Source organism: Shewanella surugensis (genome assembly GCF_023284005.1).
GTDB lineage: Bacteria > Pseudomonadota > Gammaproteobacteria > Enterobacterales > Shewanellaceae > Shewanella > Shewanella surugensis.
This window is the reverse complement of sequence record NZ_JAKIKS010000010.1, coordinates 49144-72506: the sequence shown is the minus strand read 5'-3', so window position 1 is coordinate 72506 and position 23363 is coordinate 49144. Positions and strand designations below refer to the sequence as shown.

General features: G+C 39.5%; 19 protein-coding genes and 1 pseudogene. 5 read left to right on the top strand and 15 right to left on the bottom strand.

The features are described from left to right. Positions 1 to 457 (top strand): IS30 family transposase (locus L2764_RS04335; RefSeq protein WP_248939017.1); only part of this gene is annotated, 457 nt, incomplete at its 5' end. Position 458: 1 nt separating this feature from the next. On the opposite strand, the pseudogene L2764_RS04330 reads toward L2764_RS04335, so the two are convergent. Beyond that, a pseudogene (locus tag L2764_RS04330) lies at positions 459 to 734 on the bottom strand (ISAs1 family transposase); the annotation flags it as partial. 381 nt (positions 735 to 1115) lie between these two features. Between L2764_RS04330 and L2764_RS04325 the strand changes: the two are divergent. The 3 genes from L2764_RS04325 to dld all read left to right on the top strand — a co-directional run bounded on the left by L2764_RS04325 (position 1116) and on the right by dld (position 5578). Then, positions 1116 to 2255 carry a LamG-like jellyroll fold domain-containing protein gene (locus L2764_RS04325; RefSeq protein ID WP_248939016.1) on the top strand — a complete coding sequence of 380 codons (1140 nt, stop codon included), beginning with the start codon at positions 1116 to 1118 and terminating at the stop codon, positions 2253 to 2255. 606 nt (positions 2256 to 2861) lie between these two features. Continuing rightward, positions 2862 to 3725 carry a discoidin domain-containing protein gene (locus L2764_RS04320; protein ID WP_248939015.1) on the top strand — a complete coding sequence of 288 codons (864 nt, stop codon included), beginning with the start codon at positions 2862 to 2864 and terminating at the stop codon, positions 3723 to 3725. 164 nt (positions 3726 to 3889) lie between these two features. Next, positions 3890 to 5578, top strand: coding sequence for a D-lactate dehydrogenase (gene dld, locus L2764_RS04315; protein ID WP_248939014.1), 1689 nt, complete (start codon positions 3890 to 3892; stop codon positions 5576 to 5578). 161 nt (positions 5579 to 5739) lie between these two features. Here the strand turns inward: dld and L2764_RS04310 are convergent, their stop codons facing one another. From L2764_RS04310 to L2764_RS04260, 11 genes are all read right to left on the bottom strand, one after another. Further along, positions 5740 to 6231 carry a nitrous oxide reductase accessory protein NosL gene (locus tag L2764_RS04310; RefSeq protein WP_248939013.1) on the bottom strand — a complete coding sequence of 164 codons (492 nt, stop codon included), beginning with the start codon at positions 6229 to 6231 and terminating at the stop codon, positions 5740 to 5742. Then, the gene (locus tag L2764_RS04305; RefSeq protein WP_248939021.1) at positions 6228 to 7046 is read right to left on the bottom strand and encodes an ABC transporter permease; all 819 of its coding nucleotides are present in this window, start codon (positions 7044 to 7046) and stop codon (positions 6228 to 6230) included. Before L2764_RS04305 ends, L2764_RS04310 begins: the two co-directional genes overlap by 4 nt. After that, positions 7046 to 7963 (bottom strand): ABC transporter ATP-binding protein, encoded by a 918-nt coding sequence (locus L2764_RS04300; RefSeq protein WP_248939012.1) that lies wholly within the window; start codon positions 7961 to 7963, stop codon positions 7046 to 7048. Before L2764_RS04300 ends, L2764_RS04305 begins: the two co-directional genes overlap by 1 nt. A 70-nt stretch (positions 7964 to 8033) precedes the next feature. After that, positions 8034 to 9332: a nitrous oxide reductase family maturation protein NosD gene (locus L2764_RS04295; RefSeq protein WP_248939011.1), complete on the bottom strand. Its 1299-nt coding sequence runs from the start codon at positions 9330 to 9332 to the stop codon at positions 8034 to 8036. A 10-nt stretch (positions 9333 to 9342) separates the two neighbouring features. Continuing rightward, the gene (gene nosZ, locus L2764_RS04290) at positions 9343 to 11244 is read right to left on the bottom strand and encodes a TAT-dependent nitrous-oxide reductase (RefSeq protein WP_248939010.1); all 1902 of its coding nucleotides are present in this window, start codon (positions 11242 to 11244) and stop codon (positions 9343 to 9345) included. 50 nt (positions 11245 to 11294) lie between these two features. Further along, positions 11295 to 13415, bottom strand: a complete 2121-nt coding sequence (gene nosR / locus L2764_RS04285; RefSeq protein ID WP_248939009.1) for a transcriptional regulator NosR — start codon at positions 13413 to 13415, stop codon at positions 11295 to 11297. Between the two features lie 653 nt (positions 13416 to 14068). Next, positions 14069 to 15238 (bottom strand): NAD-dependent epimerase/dehydratase family protein, encoded by a 1170-nt coding sequence (locus L2764_RS04280; RefSeq protein WP_248939008.1) that lies wholly within the window; start codon positions 15236 to 15238, stop codon positions 14069 to 14071. 3 nt (positions 15239 to 15241) lie between these two features. Next, positions 15242 to 16948 carry an olefin beta-lactone synthetase gene (oleC, locus tag L2764_RS04275; RefSeq protein ID WP_248939020.1) on the bottom strand — a complete coding sequence of 569 codons (1707 nt, stop codon included), beginning with the start codon at positions 16946 to 16948 and terminating at the stop codon, positions 15242 to 15244. A 98-nt stretch (positions 16949 to 17046) separates the two neighbouring features. Beyond that, a complete protein-coding gene (locus tag L2764_RS04270; protein ID WP_248939007.1) occupies positions 17047 to 17952 on the bottom strand; it encodes an alpha/beta fold hydrolase in 906 nt (301 codons plus the stop codon). Positions 17953 to 18077: 125 nt separating this feature from the next. Further along, positions 18078 to 19127, bottom strand: coding sequence for a 3-oxoacyl-ACP synthase III (locus L2764_RS04265; RefSeq protein ID WP_248939006.1), 1050 nt, complete (start codon positions 19125 to 19127; stop codon positions 18078 to 18080). A gap of 284 nt (positions 19128 to 19411) precedes the next feature. Next, positions 19412 to 20680: a methyltransferase gene (locus L2764_RS04260; protein WP_248939005.1), complete on the bottom strand. Its 1269-nt coding sequence runs from the start codon at positions 20678 to 20680 to the stop codon at positions 19412 to 19414. A 216-nt stretch (positions 20681 to 20896) separates the two neighbouring features. On the opposite strand from L2764_RS04260, the gene L2764_RS04255 reads away from it, so the two are divergent. Continuing rightward, positions 20897 to 21121, top strand: a complete 225-nt coding sequence (locus L2764_RS04255) for a DUF1289 domain-containing protein (protein ID WP_248939019.1) — start codon at positions 20897 to 20899, stop codon at positions 21119 to 21121. Positions 21122 to 21161: 40 nt separating this feature from the next. Here L2764_RS04255 and L2764_RS04250 read toward each other — a convergent pair whose 3' ends face one another. The 3 genes from L2764_RS04250 to pstB form a co-directional block, all read right to left on the bottom strand. Continuing rightward, on the bottom strand, positions 21162 to 21521 hold the full coding sequence (locus L2764_RS04250) for a YajD family HNH nuclease (protein WP_248939004.1): 360 nt from the start codon (positions 21519 to 21521) through the stop codon (positions 21162 to 21164). 149 nt (positions 21522 to 21670) lie between these two features. After that, positions 21671 to 22381, bottom strand: coding sequence for a phosphate signaling complex protein PhoU (phoU, locus tag L2764_RS04245; protein WP_248939003.1), 711 nt, complete (start codon positions 22379 to 22381; stop codon positions 21671 to 21673). Positions 22382 to 22505: 124 nt separating this feature from the next. Next, positions 22506 to 23324 carry a phosphate ABC transporter ATP-binding protein PstB gene (gene pstB / locus L2764_RS04240; protein ID WP_248939002.1) on the bottom strand — a complete coding sequence of 273 codons (819 nt, stop codon included), beginning with the start codon at positions 23322 to 23324 and terminating at the stop codon, positions 22506 to 22508. Between the last annotated feature and the right edge of the window lie 39 nt (positions 23325 to 23363).

Below are 23363 nucleotides of genomic sequence, written 5' to 3'. Positions count from 1 at the left end.
TTGGGAAGGTGATACGGTATATGGGCAAGATGGCTACCTGGTGACATTGGTAGAACGCATCTCTAAATGCCTGTTAACTAAGCGGGTTAAAAACAAGTCAAAAAAAGAGGTGACGAAAGCCATAAAAGTGATGATGAAGCCGTTTAAATCGATTTGTAAAACAATCACTTTTGACAATGGTGGAGAGTTTGCAGGCCACGAGGAGATAGCAAAATCACTTAAGTGTGATATCTATTTTGCTAAGCCTTATCGTTCGTGCCAAAGAGGATTAAACGAAAATACGAATGGCTTATTAAGGCGATTTTTTCCTAAAGGAATGAAAATAGGTTCACTTAATGAGCAGGAGATAGCCAATGCTGAATTTTTAATTAACATGAGGCCAAGAAAGGCGTTAAACTTTCTCAGTCCTTATGAGTTTTTAACAGGTAAACGTGTGTCGCTTATTGCTGAGATCTAGGATTAACCCAGCTCATCAAGGCTTCAAGCAAGCTTTCTGCTACCACGGTTCGAAGGATCCTAGCGATGGTATGTCGCCGAGGAATACCATGCTCAAAACCCCTGTATTGCTTAAGCCATGAAGCTTTTGCATCACCGTAAGTTTCGATATCACGCCATCCTTCGGCTCCAGCCATGATTGCACTAATGATGAGGAACATGACGTCAATAAGGTCGTGTCTTTGGTTGATACTAGAACGGGTTTCTTCAACAACGGTAAGGTGTTCGATCAGGGTCATTGGGTTACCTCTCAGAAAGTGAGGTGCGATTAGATCACAGTAATTCAGCAGATTCAATCTTTGTTAACAAAGTGCGATCCCGCCCTGCTATTGCATCACTCGCTTTATCGACAAATATCGCTTAAGTCAACGTCAGTTATCTCATAGAGTAAAATAAAAAAATGAAAAATATTAGCCGTCAAAAAGGATCTGAAATTGGAGGGGTTATTGATAATAATTAAGCAGCTATCCATTTTATTCATGTATTCTCACCCATGATATAAGCGTACTAATACAACTTATCCCCAATCAAGCAGCAAGCTCAAGAGAACTTGACTATGATAATGCTACATTACACAATTAAACCAAAAAATAAGATCGCATAACTGAAAGGAATCAGACATGCAACAAGCATTATCAAAAGGACAATCTATAGATGAGAAAGCTATAGATGAAAAAAATATAAATGCTGTTAGGCTGAATGATCTGTACATATGTTTTAAAACAGAAAAAGTTTTTCTCCATCAAGACGAAATTATATTATCGGTGTTGTCTTTTCGATTATTAAAAACCTTACTCTTACATGCACCCAAGCCATTATCTTGTCATGAATTACTGACGCTAGTATGGCAAGATGTCATTACTGGAGAGGAAAATGTAAAGCAAAGGATTAGCTTACTGCGTAAATCCTTAGATCAATGTCAAGTCACCTCCTATATTCAAAATCAACGTAATCGAGGCTATTTTATTGCCGCCCCCTTAATCTGGATAACACACACACCCAGCAAGAAAGCAGTATCAACTTTATCTTTTCAGCAATATGCCTTATTCAGTTTAATTTTAATCTGTGGCTTCTTAAGTTTGGCCTTTATTTCTATTCATGAAACGCCTCAAGTATCACTGGATGTCAGTATCGATAACAGCATACGGCTGGCCCAACAACAAGCTGATTTAGCTTTTTGTCTCGATGGACTCGATGATTATATTGAAATTGAAGATCAAGATAGGCTCGATATACATAAAGAAGATTTTGCTATCGACACTTGGCTCCGTACTCAAGCGATGGAGCAAAGAGTCATTGTCGATAAACGGTTTGAAGACCAAGAAAAAGATGTCCAAGGTTACGTCCTCTATATTGATGAAGGATTATTATCTTTTCAACTCGCCACCGGTGATGGCTCTTGGTATTGCTTAAAACCCCATTCATCTTGCAGCCTTTATCATTCAGGCGGATTCGTCGCCGATGGCAACTGGCATCATGTTGCCGTATCCATTGATCGTGACAATCCACAAGGCATGAGCTTCTATCTCGATGGTCAACTCATCTCTATAGCCGATCCCACTGACAGAATGGCTTCACTGGCTAATGATAATCCACTTAGGATCGGCAGTCGCTCTTCATATACGACTGGTTTATTTAAAGGCGCTATCGGTGCCATTAACCTCTATCATAGACAATTAAGCAACACTGAAGTCAGCAGTTTATATCAGCAAGGTAACCCCAGACGCTGCTACAGTATTGCCACTAAAGGGGGGGTGTAATGTCGCTCTAGCAAGCTTAAGACCCAAATAAACGCCAATATCGACTGACGACTTCCCTCTTCATTATTATCTCCCATCACAGTTTGCAATCAATACTCACTAAAACATGTGCCTCAGATCCCACACCACGTTTCCCTCCATTAAAAAGAACGTCATCGGGATGAAGAGGTCAATATGAGAAGAGAGAATGATATGTAATAAGATTAAAACCATATCGGTCTCACTCATTTTCACATTAAAATGATGATTATTTTGTGACCAAAAAAAATAAATATCAAAAATAATCATAAAGTTAAAAAGTAAAAGTCATTTTACCGAATTTTTATCTTCTTTTACTGTTAATGATGCCAACACTCAGCCAATCTCATATTTCAACAAACATCAACAACAAACAAGGGGACTAAATAGAACAAGCATCACAAATTAAAATGATACATAAAGACCAATGACGGTCACTCTGTATCACCCATTTTTTTCATTTAGTTTTAAGGATAAAAATAATGAATGTACACACTCAATTATTAACCGCACTGCTCAACTCTATTACCCGTCACAGTCTATGCAAATTCATGTGACGACGTCATTCCAGTCAATCCCGATCTCAGTATGATCACCACATCTGGGGCATACAGCAATAGTTACCCAGCATCGAATGCCTTTGACAACAATGCCAGTTCAATGTGGATATCATCAGTGTGGCAAACCCCCGCTTGGATTGGCTATGAGTTTAATCAAGGAGAAAAAATCACCCAATACTCCATTGATTATACCAATGGTTCAATAACGACACGGGCACCAAAAGATTTTCAATTACAAGGTTCCAATGGCACTCAATGGTATACATTGGATGAACGCAATAATGAAGTAAATTGGAGTGGCAGTGAAAAACGGAGTTTCGTCATACAAAATCCAGGCACCTATAAAAAATATCGTTTAGTGGTCAGCGATGATAATGACACTCGCAGTGGCGTCGTGGTCATTTCTATCGGCACTCTGACATTAGAACGTTGTGGCTGTGGTCGCTATCCCGATCAAACTCAAGTACAAACGGGTCCATCATTGAATATCTCTGCTTCAGGCGAATACAGCAGCAGTTATCCTGCGTGGCGTGCCTTTGATGATAATCCGTCTTCAATGTGGATTTCACAAGTATGGCAAACGCCCGCTTGGATTGATTATCGCTTTCCTGAAGCGAAAATGATTGAAGATTATCGTATTCAGTATACCAATGGCAGTATCACCACGCGCGCTCCTAAAGAGTTTAGTTTACAAGGTTCAAATGGTTCAAGCTGGGTGACATTAGATACTCGATCCAATGAAACAAACTGGAGTGGAAATGAAGCCCGTTGCTATGCCGTCGCCGATCCAGGGTATTACAATCAATATCGTTTACAAGCCACTGATGATAATGACAGCCGCGGCGGTGTTGTGGTCATTTCGATTGGTGATTTGAGCCTAGAAGGTCACTAGACATAGAACCAAAGTGGTCAATGTTTATTGACCACTGCAAGTGAATTCTAACGCCACACTGAAATTAGTGACTAAAATAGATTCTAGGTGAAAAATAATATCAATTTCAACGTCCCCTAATGATCTTCTTTCTATTTCATTATTAAGTACCTGGAGAAAAGTCTATGTCACGCTCCTCTCTAATCTCACAATGCCGAGCTATTGTTGGCGCTCGATATGTGTTAACTGGTGAGCGTGCTACAGCACCTTATCGTAAAGGATTTCGTGAGGGCAATGGTCCGGCTCTGGCCGTGATTAAACCTAAAGATCTTTGGCAACAGTGGCAGATACTCGAAGCATGTATTAAAGCCAAGGTCATTATTATCATGCAAGCCGCAAACACCGGATTAACGGGAGGATCAACGCCAACGGAAGGTTGTGATCGGGAAGCTATTATTATTAATACTGCCCGTATCACAGATATCCATGTGCTAGAGGAGCAAGAACAAATTCTTGCTTTTCCTAGTTCGAGCCTTTATTCATTGGAACAAAAATTGAAGCCTTATGGCAGAGTTCCGCATTCAGTTATCGGTTCATCATGCATAGGGGCCTCTATAGTTGGCGGTGTTTGTAATAATTCTGGAGGCGCATTAGTCGAACGAGGTCCAGCATACACTGAACTGGCTTTGTATGCTCAAGTGAATAACAAAGGGGATTTAGTGTTAGTTAATCATTTAGATATAGCGTTGGGTATTACCCCAAAAGAAATATTAACGCGTTTACAATCTAGGGATTACCAAAAAAAAGACATTCAAACCTCAAAAAAGTTGGCATCAGATAAAGAGTATGCTAAATGGGTTAGAGAAACCTCAAATGATACACCCGCTAGGTTTAATGCCGATCCAAGACGTTTATTTCAGGTGAGTGGCTGTGCCGGAAAATTAGCCGTATTTGCAGTGAGGATTGATACTTTTATAAAAAATGAAGAAGAAATGACATTTTATCTTGGTACTAATTCGGCTGAAACGTTACAACAGATACGAATGACCATTTTGGCACAATATTCAAGCTTACCCGTGTCTGCTGAATATTTACATCGTGATATTATTTCACTCACGGATAATTACGGACGAGATACCGTGTTATTAATTAAAAGCATAGGTACACATTGGCTGCCTAATTTTTTTAGTCTCAAGCAAAAACTGGATGCAGTATGCCAGCGTCTACGCTTTCTGCCATTTTCTTTTGTTGATAAATGCATTCATTACATCGCGAGGCTATTCCCGAGCCAAATACCCAAAAGACTGTCTGAATGGAATAAGGCATTTGAGCACCAGTTAATTTTAACGGTGAAACAAAGTCAATCCAAAGAAACGAATAAATTACTGAGTACGATGCAAAAAAAATCTGATTTAAGATTTTTAAAATGTACGAAATCAGAAGCTAAGTCAATTTATTTATTACGATTTTCAGCGGCTGGAGCGGCCATTCAATATGCAGCCGTTAATCATAAAGAGGTTGAGTCAATTGTGGCGTTGGATATTGCATTAAAACGTAATGAAAAGAACTGGGTTGAAGATATTCCAGAAGAGATCTCGAGCAAACTTGTGCATAAATTTTATTATGGACACTTCCTTTGTCATGTTTTTCATCAAGACTATTTAGTTCGTAAAGGAGAAGATGCTCAAGCAGTGAAAAAAGCTTTATTGGCGTTATTAAAAGCAAGAGGTGCTGAATATCCTGCAGAACATAATGTGGGGCATCATTATGATGCGAACGTGACACTGAGCAGTCATTACCGACAATTAGACCCCACTAACACTCTGAACGCCGGCATTGGTGGAATGTCTAAAAAACATCACTATCAAAAATGAGGATGGGGTGACTGCTGATGTTAAATAGCTGCGATGAAACAAAGGAGCAAGTGAAGCCCATTTTAATGGCAACAGCAAATCTTTGTAAAATTCATCCATACTGAAGCAGCCAATGTCGAAAACCACTTCAAACAACACTCAATGGCACATGCTGCACATTGTTAAGGTTTTAACATTGCCATATTAATCTCCTCAAACACATAAACTTGCCCGCCAAACTTTCTCATAAATGTCTCAGCATCTTCCCTGACAGTAAAACTGGCAAGTGTCTTTCCCATTGAACCGAACTGACTCGATCCCACCACATACCAAGCCTTGCGCCCATCAATAAAGTCACTGTCTTTGGGGGATTGCCAAGGTGTTTTACCCATATCATGGACATAGATCTCTTTGATTTGATATTGATATTCGGGATCAAGCAGAAAACTAAATAAATCTAACGTAGAACAAAATTTCTTAACTGTAGGTGATGTTTTGGTATAAGTCTCACCCTTAGGGCCAGAAAAATTAACAATGATCATACCACAGAGATGACACTCATCTCCCTGCCCAATAGCGACAACAGGCAGTGTCGTTGCGGTGGTTTCACCACCACATCCCCCCATAAAAAATGGCGTAATAACAATCAACATGCTCATGAGATAATTCATCATAATGTCTTCCTTCTTAATATGAATGCAGCAATCAGCAAGGGAAGCACTATCCAACTCAACATCACTAAGATTAATACATACAATGATAAACTCGCATTGATCGCTACGGCCAATACGCCATTAATATCCTCAGTCATTAAACTAGCAAAATTAATCAATCGAAATAAATCAGCAGGATTCAGTAGCATCACATTCACCAGTTGCCCTTGTGTCAGTCCATCTTTTATCCCGATCAGCATCGCCAATAAGGTAAAGTCAAAAACAAAAACAAAAAAGAACCACACAATCAGTGAAACGCCTACCGCTTTTGACACTTCATTGACGGATAAGCTGATCACATAAGCAATACTAATAAAGCATAATCCTAATAATATCGCGGTCGCAATAAACAGACTAAAGGCCGGAATAATATTATCTAAAGAAGATTGCATCAGCAGTAGCACCATCGCACTACCAAATCCTAGGCACGTCGATATGCTGATAATCAATCCATGCCCTAAGAATTTTCCCAAAAGTAATTGGTGAGTGCTGATAGGGTAAGTGAATAATAATAGTAACGTGCCAGATTCTTGCTCTCCCACAAAGGCATCATATGAAAGTAATAAGGTGATCAGGGGAATAATAAAAACAGCCAGACTCGACAAACTGGCAATAATCGACGAAATAGACGAAAACTGTAACTCCCCCGAAATAATGGCACCATAATAACTTAAGCCTAAAGATAAGATTGAAAATATAATAGTGATAGAAATAAACCAACGATTTCTCACCCCATCTTGAAACTCTTTAATCGCAATCGTTAAAATAGGATCCATCATACTGCCTCAATACGATTAATTGGCATGTTCTCGGTTAAATAATATTGATATAGTGACTCTAAACTCGGTGACTCAATGTGTAAGTCGCTTAATTGCTCATAACTCACTAATCGTTTTATGGTCGCTATTTTATCTTTATCTTTGACATTTAATATGGAGGGCGAAACTAAAAAAGGACTTAACAGCGTATCTTTTTCAAGCATATCATCAATTCCCTGAGTCTGAATACTAATCGGTAAATTGGCCTTTTCTCTTAATGTTTCCAATGTGCCGATGGTAACAATGTGGCCTTTATTTAAAATTAATGCCTTGTCTATATAGGGTTCAAGCCCCCGTAATACATGAGAACATAAAATAATACTCGCACCATCCCGCCTTAACATCTCGACACTTTGATAAAATTCATGCGTCGCGATAGGATCTAAACCCACCGTCGGTTCGTCCAATAATAATAATTTAGGCCGTCCCAAAAATGCCTGAGCTAACCCTAAACGCTGCCTCATTCCCTTTGAATACGTTTTAACCGGTTTGTTCATCACAGAATACAAGTCGACTTTTCTTAAAAGTTCAATCACTTGTGTGCTATTGACTGATTTTAACCTCGCAAAAAAAGTCAGCACCTGCTTCGCAGTCAATTGCTCATATAGCTTCACATTTTCGGGTAAGTAACCTATTTTTCTTCGAGTCGAAATGGCAGTTTTCAAACTGGGGTTTTGACCAAACACTTCAACCTCTCCCTTACTGGCATTAATGATCCCTAAAATCAATTTCATCATCGTTGTCTTGCCCGCACCATTATGACCTAATAAACCCAGTACTTCTCCAGTATGGACTTGTAAGTTTATATCATTTAACACCTGATTTTTTTGATAAAAATGACTAATATTCTTTAGTGATACAATTGCATTCGTCATAATAAGCTACTTATCTCACGATTCAGTTATCCATGCTCGGCTTTGCTAAAAACCGTCTCTATTTCCAACGCTAATCAAATTGCATCATAGGAAAATCATCTTGAATCCCTTGACTTTTAAAAAGGGGAAATTGCGTTTGTATCCATCTCAACATTAATATTGCCGGACTATTGACCAATATTTGCGTTTCTGGATATTGCCATATCAGCTTATCGATTCCATCATTAGGCTTGAATGGGATATCACCGATGCCATCTTTATTTAAATCCCAGCCTAAGTAATTACTCCAAAAATTTCCCTTTCTGTTAAGACTCCAATTCTCGAGCCGATTAGCGACAAATTTAACTTGTTGCTGATTATTAATAAAAACATTTTCAAAAATCTGATTATTTTCAGAGCCAGCAGTAAGATTAATACCAATTTCAGCGTTTTCTATGACATTCTGACTAATCACATTATGATAAGAATTATAAATAAAAAAACCTTTCCCATCCCGGCCCAGTACTTTATTCTCCGGTTTTGTGACGATACTTTTTATTATATTGTGACTAATGACTGATGAAGTAATAAAATTCATCAAAATACCATAATCCTCGCAATCCCTACTGATGTTGTTCTCAACGATTAATGACTTTGAACTCATTAATGCATATCCAGCACGTGCTTGATAGACGATATTCCCCTTTATTTTATTACTATGAGAATACATATAATGAATACCGTAACGTAAATCATGCATCACATTACTATCAATGACATTCTCTTGGCTTGATATAATATAAATACCATCTCGCGTATCACTCACATCATTATTAACAACATCAACATGCTTAACCACCGAGAGCTGAATACCATTACCTCTATCGGATGAACGCAGTAAGGGATCCCCTCTAATGGTATTACCAATGACTTTTATGTATTCCCCTTTTTGCAGCCAGATCCCAAACCCTTTACCGAACAAAATATTATTACGAATAATAATATCTTGAACGTTAACGTCTAGATAAATACCTGCATTTTGCTCGGTTAAATCACCTCCCCAATTAATAATGTTGAGATTTTCAATCACCACATGACCACTTTTTAACAATAAAGCATTACCCACTCCTTGAGCATCAATCACCGCTTCTTTATGACCATTAATCGTCACTGCTTTAGCGATAATAAAATTACCATAAAAAACACCTTCCATTAAAGAAATCGTATCACCTTCGTTTGCCGCATCTAAAATGGCTTGCAGATCCTCTTTAGGTGTCACTTGAATCACTTCAGCGACACTCATATTGGGGAACAAGAACAATATTAGAAAGAATAATAAAGCTCTTGTTGTATTAGCGAAACAAAGCTGGTTTAGAAAAAATAAATGCATATTATATCCATTAAGCCTCAACTAACATCCGACCTCGCATCTCCATATGCAATGCATGACAAAACCAATTACAGTAATACCAATAGACACCGGGTTTATCGGCGACAAACGTAATGGAAGAGGTTTCATGAGGACTAATTTCCATCTGTACACCATAGTTGGTCACACAAAACCCATGTGTGACATCAACAACTTGTTCAAGATTAGTCACCACAACCGTTACCGTATCCCCTAATTTAACTTTAAATTCAGAGAGACCAAAAACAGGGGCGATAGACGTCATATACACAGTCACCTGATCACCTTTGCGAATAACCTTGTTGTCCACCATCACATCGACACCATCTGCTTTTGCCATCGCAACGGTGTCTGCAAAAATCGGATCATTACGATCCCAGATTTTTTTAGGATGAATTTTACTGCGATGCACCATAATACAATCGTGAGGCTCTGCAAAAGCAGGCCCGTCATGCACTAATTTCATTTCGTCACCTGAAATATCGATCAATTGATCATTTTCAGGATGTAATGGCCCTACAGGCAAAAAACGATCTTTTGAGAACTTAGACAAACATACCAACCATTTACCATCAACATCTCGCGTTTCACCTTGAGAAGTATGGTTATGTCCCGGCTGATATTGCACATCTAGTTTTTGACGGATATAGTTTACTTTTTCGCCTTGATAGGCCTTAATAGCGTCAGCAACATTCCATTTAGCTATCTGACTATCGATAAAAAGTGTGGTGTAGGCATTACCTTTATTATCAAAAGCGGTGTGCAATGGGCCTAAACCAAGTTCAGGCTCAGCAACAATCGTTGCTCTGGGTTTAATTTTATCATTAAAGAGTGCATCAAGTTTCGCAATCGCAATAACCGAAACCGTCGGAGATAACTTACCATTAGCCACAAAATATTGACCGTCAGGAGAAGTATTAAGCCCATGAGGAGATTTAGCAATAGGAATATAACGCGTCAATTGCGATCCCTTTCTGCCGTCTAGCACTGGGATCTTATTGCCATTATAAAGCGTAAACTCGCCTGCTTTAAGTGCTGCTTCACATCGCTCAAGATTAAAAACAACCACATGATCACGCTCTCCTGTGATCATTTCTCCCAGTGTGACGCCATGCTCTGAGTTATAACAAGTTGAAGCAAAGTACTTTCCATCAAAGTCTGCATCGGCATTATCAAGGTTTCCATCAACCATCACCTGAAAGGCGACTTCCATTTTTTCGGCATATATCATATTAAATAATGAACGATAACTACTGACATCTTCTAATGACGCTTTACCATCATTATTCATCGGTATTTCAAATTCACCATTACAAAATACATATTTTGTTTCAGGGACTTTTTGAACTCTCAAGCCATGAATAGCTTGGGCATTTGGCACCGTTATAATTTTATCCGTTTTCATTACATCACAACGAATACGCGCCACTCTAGAGTTTGATTTATCATTAATAAATATATACTTACCATTGTAGCGTCCATCCGTCATACTCATATGTGGATGGTGAGCATCCCCCACCATGATATTCGCACTTTCTCCCTTAATACGTTTACTTTCATTGGTCAACCCCCACCCTGTTGCACTATCCAAATTAAAAACAGGGATCCGCATGAGTTCACGCATGGATGGCACCCCTAAAATACGGATCTCCCCCGATTGACCGCCACTCCAAAATCCATAATATTCATCTAATTCACCTGGATTAACCATTGCGCTATGATCAAGCTCTTCACTCTTCGCCTTAGCCAATGAGCTAAACATGACAGCGGTGAGTGGTGCCGCCACTGCGCCAGCACCAATCATCGCCGTTTTACTCATAAAATGGCGTCGATCTTTATTTTTAAGCTTTAACTCAGTCGATTCTTTTTGAGTATCATCATCTTTACTGTCCATTACTTCGCTCCATTAAAAAACAATCGTTTATTATTAATTACTGACCACCGTCAAACTACCGTTGTTGTCGGAATGACTTGTGGTTTATTGTGTTGTTTTTTATATGCCCTTTTCTTTAGTGGAGGACATTTAGTGTCATCAAAATAGGTCACCTGACAATCTAGGCAATAATGACATTCTCGAGTGTTTATGGCACCACTGGGCTCAATTGCCTGAATTTCACATTCTTTTGCACAAGTTTTACAAGGCGTACCGCATTCTGGCCGCCGCTTTAGCCAATCAAATAATTTAATATTGGTGCTAACGGATAATGCCGCTCCTAACGGGCATAAATAGCGACAAAATGCCTTACGATGAACTAGATTCAATAGAATAAGAAATGCCGCCCAGACAACAAAGGGCCATTGGCGATTAAACTTCAATAAAAAGGTCGTTTTAAAAGGCTCTATTTCAGCAAACTGTTCTGCAACGGCTAAAGAATCTAGCGACAATCCAAATAATACTAATAAAATAAGATATTTAATGGCCCATAATCGCTCATGAACGGCAAAAGGAAATTCAACTTGAGGCAATTTGATATGTCGGCCAAAGACATTGACTAACTCTTGTAAGGCACCAAAGGGACATAGCCATCCGCAATATACACCTCTGCCCCATAATAAGCCTGTTACTGCCGCCGCACACCATAGAATAAAAATAACCGGGTCCAGCAAAAAAAGATCCCAAGAAAAATGCGTCATCAATGATTGTAAAAAGGTAAACACATTCACAATAGATAGCTGCCCTCTCCACATCCAACCAATGCACACAACCGTGAATATGAGAAACACATGTCTAAATGGATTAAAAAATCGTGGATAACGCACCAGAATATCTTGTAGAAATAAGACTAGAAATAAAATGAAGATCAGCCCTAATAATAGAGTCACCTCAACAGTATTATTTTCCCATACTTGTTCTGTTAGCGATAATATTTCATCCTCTTTCACATAAGGCACTATATTAAGGTATTGAGGTAGCACTTTGTAATCAGCTTGAAAGCGGGTGAGAACACTCTCTATCGGTCCAGTTTGCCTCCGTATTAATAAGCTTAACTGCCAATCATCACCAGGATTAAATTCGTAACTCTTTTTAATTTTAAATGCTGACATTTCACTAAACTTAGGCGCACCTTTGACATAAAGGTCCATAATACGTTCTTGATCAACATCTCTAAATGAAATATTTTTTCCCCGCTGATGTAACTGAATACGATCAAAAATTCCGCCTCTCACATAAGCTGAACCTTTAAATGAATAACCATTCCCAAAAACGCCTAATAAATGTTCGCCCTCTTTAAGGGAGCCGACTAACCGTTGATAGCTATCATCACCCAATAAATTCCGCCCAATAGTGGGTACATCAAGTAATGTGAAATAAATATCAGAAAAAATCTCCTCTTCAGAGTACTCGGTCTTATTATCATCCTCTGCTAAAGTCCCCACAAATGCAGTATCGACTTCTTTTCTATTAAGATAAAGCTGTTGAATTGAGCCATCATGAACAAGAGATTGCCAATCCTCATTTTTAAATAAATCTTTTTTGATACTCGCTAATGATTGACCTGCACTTTTACTTTTATCAATAAGTCCTAATGAAATCGCAACTTTAATAGCCGCTCTTGTTATCGACTCATTCATCACCATCACAGTCACTGTCGCACCCGATAAACCATCAATAACCACATTATCTTTATTCTTACTTTCACCGATACTTAAATTATCTTTTATTGATAACCCTACATATTGCTGAGTAAATTCCGATAATTTAATAGCGGGAATACCCACTAACAAAATAGGTTCATGATATTCTAAAACTTTAGCCGCGATATATTTCCCTTTAGGACTAATAGCAACCAATACGTTCACTGGTTTACCTGAATAAGCAGGAATAGATTCAATATCATTAGTTTCAAAAACATACGCTAGAATATTATGGTTATGATAAACGGTTCTTACTGGCACTTCTCCTTGTTTAGATGATATTTTAGTTGCTGTAGGAAAGAGTAATTTAATGATGGGTAAAGGGGCTTTAGCGGGGGCAACAAATACAGCATAGCTGGGTTGCATCCAAATAAAAAAAAAGATAATACTTAAGTGTAATTTCAATAAAACCTGATATTTATTCAGCATTACAAATATCCTTGAGAAACAAATCCGTAGCCGCATGCAATAAAATAACGTTTAATATAAAATTAAAATCAACTAAATAATTATAAAGTTGCTATGACTATTTAATATAATAATACTTATCCATGATTAACTATCACACTATAAACACAGCAGAAAATCTATAAATGATAACATTTATATTATGATGTATTGACCTTATCTATAGCGAGAGTTTTTATATGTTTAAGTTCTCAACTTTATTTAGTGAAAATAATACAATAACTTAATTCATTAGAATGTGACATTCGTCGACAATATCATAAAAAACTCACAGCCACTGTAAAAAAGTTGATAACATCAAAAAAGACAAATATCGATTTATATAATCAATAACACCTAATTTAAGCGCTATAACTGATCCGTTTAGGCTAGTACATTCGGTATCGAGTTCTCATCAATATACCGATTATTCTTATTATGAGGTCAATATCACTTTTTATTGTTAATACTGACCAACTTAAAAACTTATGTACATACCCATTCCTGCACCTTGAATCAAAAGGAACGGAGTCATATTTCAACCATCACCCCCCTTAAACTGATCACTTGAGCAGAATGATAAATGACATTACGGTATATATTGATCGGCAAAATATCATGAACAAAACAAAAAATTAATGAGGGGAATTATCTCGATCAAGCCAGCACTTTAATAACTGCATACCTTCATCAATACTGATCAAAGGCGTATAACCAAGATCTTGCTTGGCCGCACTAATATCAAAATAATGATGTGTAGATAGCTGTCGCGCCACAAAACGTGTCATGATAGGCTCGTTTTGTTTTCTCAATAATCGATAGCTCAGCTCTAAAGCCGCACCCACCACGTAAGCAAGACTTGAAGGCACCCTTTGACTCACTTCAGGTAAGCCCTTACAAGCCAAAATACGATTTAACATATCCACCATAGTGATGGGTTCATCATTACTGATAAAATACGCCTTACCCGCAGCCTTAATACTTTGAGTTTGGTTTTGACTTGACGTTAAACGTGAGCTTAACTCAATATCATTTCGAATTCGCGGCTGAGTTAATGCCAGCGCGGCGAGTAGATGCGCGTAAGCCGCATTTGCAATATAAAGGGTATCAACTTGTTTATCTTTCATTCCAACAAGCTTTAATTTATTTCGTTGTGCTCTTTCTATCACCCGAGGCACAAGATGAGGATCTCTTGGCCCCCAGATAAGGTGAGGTCTTAATGCAACGGTGGATAAATATCCCTGCTCGGCTAACGGCGTCGCATTAGCCGCTAATACTTTTTGCTCCGCAATTGCCTTTGATTCACCATAATGATTAAGAAACGGATCAGCATAAGGCGCTGACTCATCAATGCCCGCTTCATCGACGCCCGAAAAAGTCACACTCGGCGTACTGGTATACACTAAAGTAGCAATACTAAGTTGCTGGCATGCCTCAAGCACATTGTCAGTCCCAATCACATTAGCACTAAAATAGCTTTGTTTGCTGCCCCATATCCCCGCTTTTGAGGCGACATGGAAAACAAGATCGCACTCTTTCATCGCCAACATCAACGCCAACTTATCCGTAATATCACCTTGGATCATATTCACGCCAAGAGCGGTTAATTCAGGATAACCTCCTCTCGCAAATCCCGTCACCGGAATATCAGCAGCAATCAATCGCTCACAAATTGCGCGGCCTAAGAAACCGCCAGCCCCAGTGACAAAAACACGTCTCACTCTTGATTTCAACTCAATCAGTGCCGCTTGCTCTTTAACATTAAATGTCTTTAAACAAGGTATTTGCAGCTCAGAGTGATTCATCGTTTACTCCGCCATTTTCTGTTGTGCCCAAATCGCTAATTTTTCTCTAAATATTTTAGCATTATGGCGTATATCAACAGGAAAGCGCTTATGAAATAAAAATTGCTCAATACCCAACGTGACGTGATGCTGGCTCGCGAGTAAGGTTAATTCCTTCAATAATACATTTCGCTCTTTTTGAGAAAGAAAAGTACTCAATTCAATGCAAATTAAAGCAGCGGTTTTCTCTTTCACTGACACCCCCACCAGCGCTGAACGCTTCACCAAGGGATGAGTATTAAAAATACGCTCACAAGGAATAGAATAATAGCGCTTCTCTAGCCCCTTTGCGTCTTGAGCTTCGACTCGATGGGCCTTACGGCCACACATCCACAGTTTACCCATATCATCAAGGTAGCCTAAATCCCCCATTCGATGGCGAATAATGTCTCCATCTGTGATTTTCGACAATAAATCAGCCTGCGCTCTTTGATAATAAGATTGACTGACCATCGGGCCTTTAACGACGATTTCTCCAATTTCAAAGGGCGACAGACATAAGGTCTCTTGCCACTGCCTTATCGGTTGCTCGGTAATATCAATGACCTTGATATCGACGCCATTAATGGCCTCACCAACACAGATCCCCGCACCATTATTAGTTGCATCAGCCGTTTTTAATAACTCATGATGACTAATCTGGCTTAAAGGGAGAGATTCTGTGGCACCATAAGAGGTCAGAATTTTGGCCTCCACAGGCAGCAGCTGGCCAAAACGCACAACCGAGCTGATAGTGGCTGGCGCACCAGCAGATATGACTCGTTTGATACTCTTTAAGCTGTTTAAGCCTGTTGTTTTGTGACCGACCCGCTGCGCTAACCCCGCTTTTCCCAACCGCTCAATCAAGGCTGGGTTGATAAAGATATTACTGCATTGATAACGCTCAATGGCCGCAAAAATAAGCGCTGGATCAGCCGTGATAGGCTTACTGGCATCCATATCAGGCACAATAGATGCCATACCTAATGCTGGACCAAATAAAGAAAACAAGGGGAAAGTCGCTAAATCTCGCTCACCGACTTGGATATCATAATCATCTTTTAAAGCCGAGATTTGCGCTTCAAACATACCATGAGAATACACCACCCCTTTGGGTGTTCCAGTGCTACCACTGGTAAATAAAATGGCCGCCATGTCATGTTCATCAAATTTAGCCATCCTAAATCGACCTGACTTCGGCGTATGTTTAACCCATTGTTCAAGTTGAATGCCGCCCCATGGGCTTCTTCGCCCAAAATGACTCCCCCCAACAGTAATATAATATTGAAGGCTTTTTTTGCCCCATCCTAGTAAGCGCCTTGCAAAATGGGCTTTAGGGATCCCAATAAAAATATCGGGACGGGCTTCTTCAAAACATTGTTTAAGATTCTTGACCCCCATACCCGGATCAACAAATACAGGAATAATACCTGTTTTAAATAACGCAAAAGTTAATACAAAAAATTCAATGCTTGGTGTCACCATGAGCACCGCTTTCATCCCCGGCTTTAATCCATAAGCTAATAACGCATGCGCCATATGATCGCTTTTGTCATTAAGCTCAGAAAAAGTCATTTCATCATAGAGTAATGACTGTAAACTGCGAATATGCCGTTGCTTTTTTTGTACTGCCACCGCTAAAAGTTTAGGCGTTTCCTTCGATGCCCTCACCAAATGGCGACATAAATTCATCCGAGTCTTATCGATACAAACCGCATTTACATTCGGCAGTTCAAATGGTTTAGCATCAGTACGATGACCGCAGCCCAGAGTCTTTTTTTGTTTTAGCATTAGGCGCTTTTCAAAACCTTAGTCTTAATCGGATGGCTCGACATAAATGCTTCAATGTGAGCAACCACTTCATCAGTGGCATCTTCTAAAATATAATGGCCACAATCAGCAAACTCATGAACCTGCGCTTGGGGAAAACGTTCACGCCATTGGGCAAGAAAATGCTTATCAAAGACAAAATCTTTCAAGCCCCAGCAAATCACCATAGGCAAATCTTTAAATTGCGCTAAGCTCTCGCTGATCTCAGAGACTAATTGATAATTGCGATCACTTTTAACAAGTGGAATATCTTGTACGAAACGCAAGGTTGATATTCGGTTCGCCCAAGAATTAAAAGGGGCCACATAAGCTTTTCGAATCTCTGCCGCCATTGGTGCTCTCTTAACACCCACATAAGATGCAATGGAAGAAAAAGCATTCAAACCACGCACCATTACCGAACCTAACAGCGTATTGCGACAAATCCATAGCGGCCAAGGGAAAGGCTTGTCTTCCGGTAAATGAAAGGCGCCGGTGTTTAAAATAACCAAACGTTTAATTCTATCAGGATAGCGAGCCGCATAGCCCATACCGATCATACCGCCCCAGTCATGAACCACTAAGGTGACATTTTCAACCACCCCTAAACTATCAAGTAACGCTTCAAGATCATCGATGCGACTTTTTAAGGTGTAATCATACCCAGTATCATCAGGTTTATCAGACAAACCACAGCCAATATGATCGGGAACAATACATTGATATTCATCGCTTAATTTAGAAATCAATTCACGATAATAAAATGACCAACTGGGATTGCCATGAACCATCACCACAGGCTCACCTGAACCTTCATTCACATAATGCAGCTGATGGCCATTTCTATTAAGATAATGACGTTTAAACGGGTGCAAAGTCTCTAACATGTGTGTCCTATTTACTCATTATACTGCTGTACCGATATCGCTAGACTTAACATTTTAGTCAGGCTTTATTACAAGCTTAAGCTATTGGCCGTTATCAATAAAAAATACTGACAACGGACCTAAAACTACCATTTCAGCCCCAACATCATACAATTTAACCCACTTCCTATTCCTAGAAAACTGACCCTATCACCTTTGTTTAAAAAGCCTTGATCATGGGCCATTGCCGCACTAACCGGTAGAGACACTGTCCCCATATTGCCTAAAAACTGATAAGTAGGGAACTCTTTATCTTCTGGAATACTTAAGGCTTTGAGCACTTGTCGGCGATTCGATGCGCCCACTTGATGACAAATCACTTTATCGACTTGTTCTATCATCCATTGTCGCTGGCTCAAAAAATGATCCCAAGTATGACGAGCAAGAGCCACACCTTCTTTTAATAAACTCACCCCATTGGTGCGCATAAACTCACGGTAAAGTTGAGGCCCAGCTTCTTCTAGCCCCCACTGACACAGATCATGATGCTCTGGCGCTGATAAATGACTCGCGCCCAGTAATTGATGTGATCGTTGGTTTATTAAAGGAAGACTGCCATCGGTCAGCAATACTGCCACAGCACCTGAGCCACCGGTTAAGGTTGCTAAAGATTGGGCATAATTTTGCATTGTCGGCTCAGCTAACATTTTATCGATTGTTATATCAACAATATGACGAGCAGACTCACAAGAAACCACCAGCCCCGCTTTAATTTGCCCCAGCTCAATTCGATTGGCAATATCCAAGATGCCAGACAGCACCCCTAAGCAGGCATTACTGATGTCATAAATCGCAGTATTTTTTGACACCCCCAATTCCGCGGCAATACGACAAGCCGTCGCGGGCTCATGCTGATCTCGACACACACCGGTATACACCAATGCACCGATATCAGAGACATTGACGCCCGTTTCAAGGATCGCCTTATTAGCCGCCGTTATCGCACCATCGGATAATCGATGTCCTTTTGGCCACCAGCGACGCTCTTCTATCCCCGTTAATGTGGCTAATTGCCCCATAGGGATCCGGAATTTTTTGTATAGAGGTGCTAATTTCGACTCCAATTCGGCAGTAGAAACCACTTCCGGAGCCAATTCATAGGCCAGACTATTGATAAAAACACGGGAATATTTCATGAAACGTTATTATTCACTCACTAGTATCAACCCAATTTAAGCCAATACTTTAATTATTTACTGATAACCGACCATTTGACCAAGAAAAAGTAAATGTTTCAATAAAAACCTCACATTAAACTCAGTTAATAGTGCAGTCGATAACACTTTAAATAGAAAGTACTCAACATTTTTATTTATTTATCATTCATCTTGACCTTTTTAGACTAAAAAACACACAAAAAATTAATAAATTAATACTGAATGATGAGTCTTTGATTATTTTATCGGCCCGTCTAAACGGCTTAGTCTTGTCGATAAGCCAAAATCAACGCATTACGTGGCGTCACTTGCGGCTCACAAAAACGAGATAGACTCACCGTATAGCCTGCTTCTTGTAAAAAACACACTCTATCGAGTAATAACCAACGCTCAAGTAAGCCGCGAAAAAGATGAGCTACAAGATCAATACGCCGAGTCAACCTTTGACGTTCAACGCCTTTTGCTAAGATCACATCAAAATCAATATCATTAGGTATTTCAAAGCGCTTATTCTGCGCAGCCCACAAACAAAAGTCCTTAAACGGACCATTAAGTTGGCTTTGTTTCATACTTGGAACAGGTAAGTAAGTATTCACTTTTCTAACCTGCCTTTGTAATGTGTCAAAACCTAATCGCCACGCCACTTCTTTTAAGCGATAGGTATTTTGTTTGTCATTAGCGATGACACTTTGCTGCAAAGGTAATTGAAGATCTTGCCGGCTTAAATTCAATTGACTGACTTTACCTTGCGAAGATAAAGCCTGATAGTGACTCTCTTGGATTAAATGATAGCAACAAGGAGAGATGGCTATTTGTTGCGTTTGAGCCTGCGTGGCTAAGTGTAATAACCTGACATGTAAATCACCACAAGCATGCAACGCTACCGCAGATTGTTTTTGTGCAATATATTGCCCACTCTCTTTAAACGCATCTGTACAAATGAAGTGTTGCGGTAATGCCCATTTTTGCGCAAAGGCTTCACCCGCTTCACATAACTCCGCTTGCCACTCTAGACTCGTCACTGAGACATTTTTAGTCTGAGCGATTAAACGCCCTAAATGCCCTTTTCCTGCACACCATTCAATAACGGGGAGGGCTGGATAGAATAAAGAGTCAGGTAAAGCTTGCGTAAAGGCCGTAATTTGTTGCCATTTCCGCCCTTTAATATGCGCACTAAAATGCGGCTCATCGACAGCCGATAATAACAATTTATCTTCTTTGGATGAAAGTGCCAGCGGTATTAGCATCGATGACAATAAAGCCAAATCCCATTGAGCATCCGCTTGCAGACAATCATGCTCCAACGCCGGCAACAAAGTGCTTAATAATCTTTCCGGCGATTTATCAACCGCATCTAACGCAGCATCATCAAGCTGCCACACTTTTTTAGCCAATGTAGGGAAAGTGTCGCTCCAAGGTAAAGCATCGCAGTTAAATGCACTTAACTGCCACAGCGCCCGACTTTGATAAAGAAAAGTATCAAGATGAGCCAGCAACGTTTTGAAATCTTCTAACTTAGTAACCAAACTCATGCTTTCCCAATGAAATAATAAACTCAATAAAACGGGTATATAATTTTTACAACAAGCTCAGCTTACTAAAATTTTTTATCTGGATCACTTTACCGCTACCCCAAATAAACGAGAAAATGATAAGCTAATACCTTATTTGGCATTCGTTATCCCGAGTTTCATGATCTCGCATTCAGAATAATTGACATAAAGGTTTTCAGATTGAGTAAAACAAAAATCGATTCGCCCTGCGTAGCACACTGTGGTTTAAACCAAGATGATTTTTGCATGGGTTGTTTTCGTCACATCGATGAAATCGTGACTTGGAATGAAGCCACTAACAAACAAAAAAGTCATATAATCGCCAAACTTCCCTTACGGAAAACCAAAATGCAAGCCGGAGAAAACACCCAATTAATTAGTCGTAAGAAATGGCTAGCTACTGAGAAACGTTTGAAATAATCTCAAACGTCCACCCAAGATTAACAGCCGCTAAAACCGATCACTTCTTATTTAACATACTTTTTAGATCAGCAAAAGGGTTATAGGTTGCCGCATCGATTTTCGTTTCAGTGGTTGCACCGTAACGAATGAGCTCTTCAAATTTAGAATGTTCATTATCATGGCAGTAAAGGCAGAGTAGTTCCCAATTCGAACCATCTGACGGGTTATTATCATGATTATGATCCCGATGATGGACCGTTAACTCACGTAAATTTGAATGAACAAATTCTCGAGTACAACGCCCACAGACCCACGGATAAAGTTTTAATGCTTGTTCACGATAACCCGTCTCACGCTTGGCTTTATAATCTCTGGCCTCTGCCAGTACTTTATCTAACTTACTTTGACCTGTAGACATAAGCTTATTTCCAACACAATAGATCCCAATATAATAACACTTTTATGACGCTAAAATAAGCCAGTCCACTGATATATAGAATTCAAGTATAACAACTGCACTGCAGTTTACTCAGGAATATGCCCATAAGAATAATGAGCTTTCATTCATTATAAATTGAGATCTTTTTCCATTTCTTCATAAGAGGTATGGCGAACATCTTTTCCTTTAACGTAATAAATGATGTATTCACAAATATTCTGACAACGGTCGCCCACTCGCTCCACTGCTCTTGCCGCCCACAGTACATCTAACACTTCAGGAATCGCCCGAGGATCTTCCATCATATAGGTCATTAACTGACGAATAATACCTTCATATTCACGATCAAGCTTTGAGTCTTCTTTATGTAATTCCAGTGCAACCTCAGCATCCATACGGGCCAATGCATCAAGGGTGGCATGTAACATACGAGTGGCATGGCGTCCCATATTTTCAATACTGACCAATAAAGGCTTTTGATTTTTAAGTCTTTTATCTAGAGCAGTTTTTGCTATTCGCACACAAGCATCACCAATACGTTCAAGATCAGTAATCGTTTTGGTAATCGAAATGATCAAACGCAAATCACTGGCTGCTGGTTGGCGCTTAGCAATAATACGCGCACATTCTTCATCAATGGCCACTTCCATACCGTTAACTTGGTGATCGCCTGCGATCACCTTTTGAGCCAGCTCTGCATCAAGCGCAGATAACGCATTTAATGATTCTTCAAGTTGACGCTCAACCAGCCCGCCCATCGTCAAGACTCGATTACGAATATCATCCAGCTCGGCACTAAATTGACCTGAGATATGTTTATTGAGATTCATATTTTCCATGTTTACCTAGCCTTAATGTGTACGTTAAAACAATACAATCTGTGGATTAATCTTATTCTGGATAATAATGAAGCATAAGCCACATCAATGGCCAATCCTAAATAACTAACCATAAAGGACGACATTAACCATAACGACCGGTGATATAATCTTCTGTTTTACGTTGTTTCGGTGTCGTAAAAATACTATTCGTATCGGCGTATTCGATTAACTCGCCCATATACATAAAAGCGGTCTGATCCGATACTCGCGCCGCTTGCTGCATATTATGTGTCACTATCACCACAGTATATTGATTTTTTAACTCAGTAATGAGTTCTTCAATCGTTAAGGTTGAAATAGGATCTAACGCTGAAGTCGGTTCATCGAGTAATAGCACTTCAGGCTCAATAGCAATAGCCCGGGCGATGACTAATCTTTGCTGCTGACCGCCCGATAAACCAAAGGCGTTATCGTGTAGCCTATCTTTCACTTCATCCCAAATGGCTGCCCCACGTAACGAACGTTCAGCGGCATCATCGAGATCTCGGCGATGATTAACCCCTTGCAAGCGTAACCCATACACCACGTTTTCATAAATGGATTTAGGGAATGGATTAGGCCTTTGAAACACCATGCCCACATTACGGCGCAGCGCCGCCACATCAACCTTTTTATGGTATACATTTTGCCCATTAAGCAAAATTTCACCTTCGATATTACAATTATCAACTAAATCATTCATACGATTAATGCATCGCAGTAACGTTGATTTACCACAGCCACTCGGGCCAATGAAAGCCGTCACTTGTTTAGTCGGTATTTTCATAGACACATCAAACAAGGCTTGTTTGTCACCGTATTTTAAATTGAGGTGTTTAATTTCAAGCGCTGTTTGTTCTTGACTTAACTGAGACAAATTCAATTTTTCTTTATTCATAGTCGAGCTTTCTATTGAAATCATATTCTTTCCTATCACTTAAGGCTAACCTTTTGCATCCCT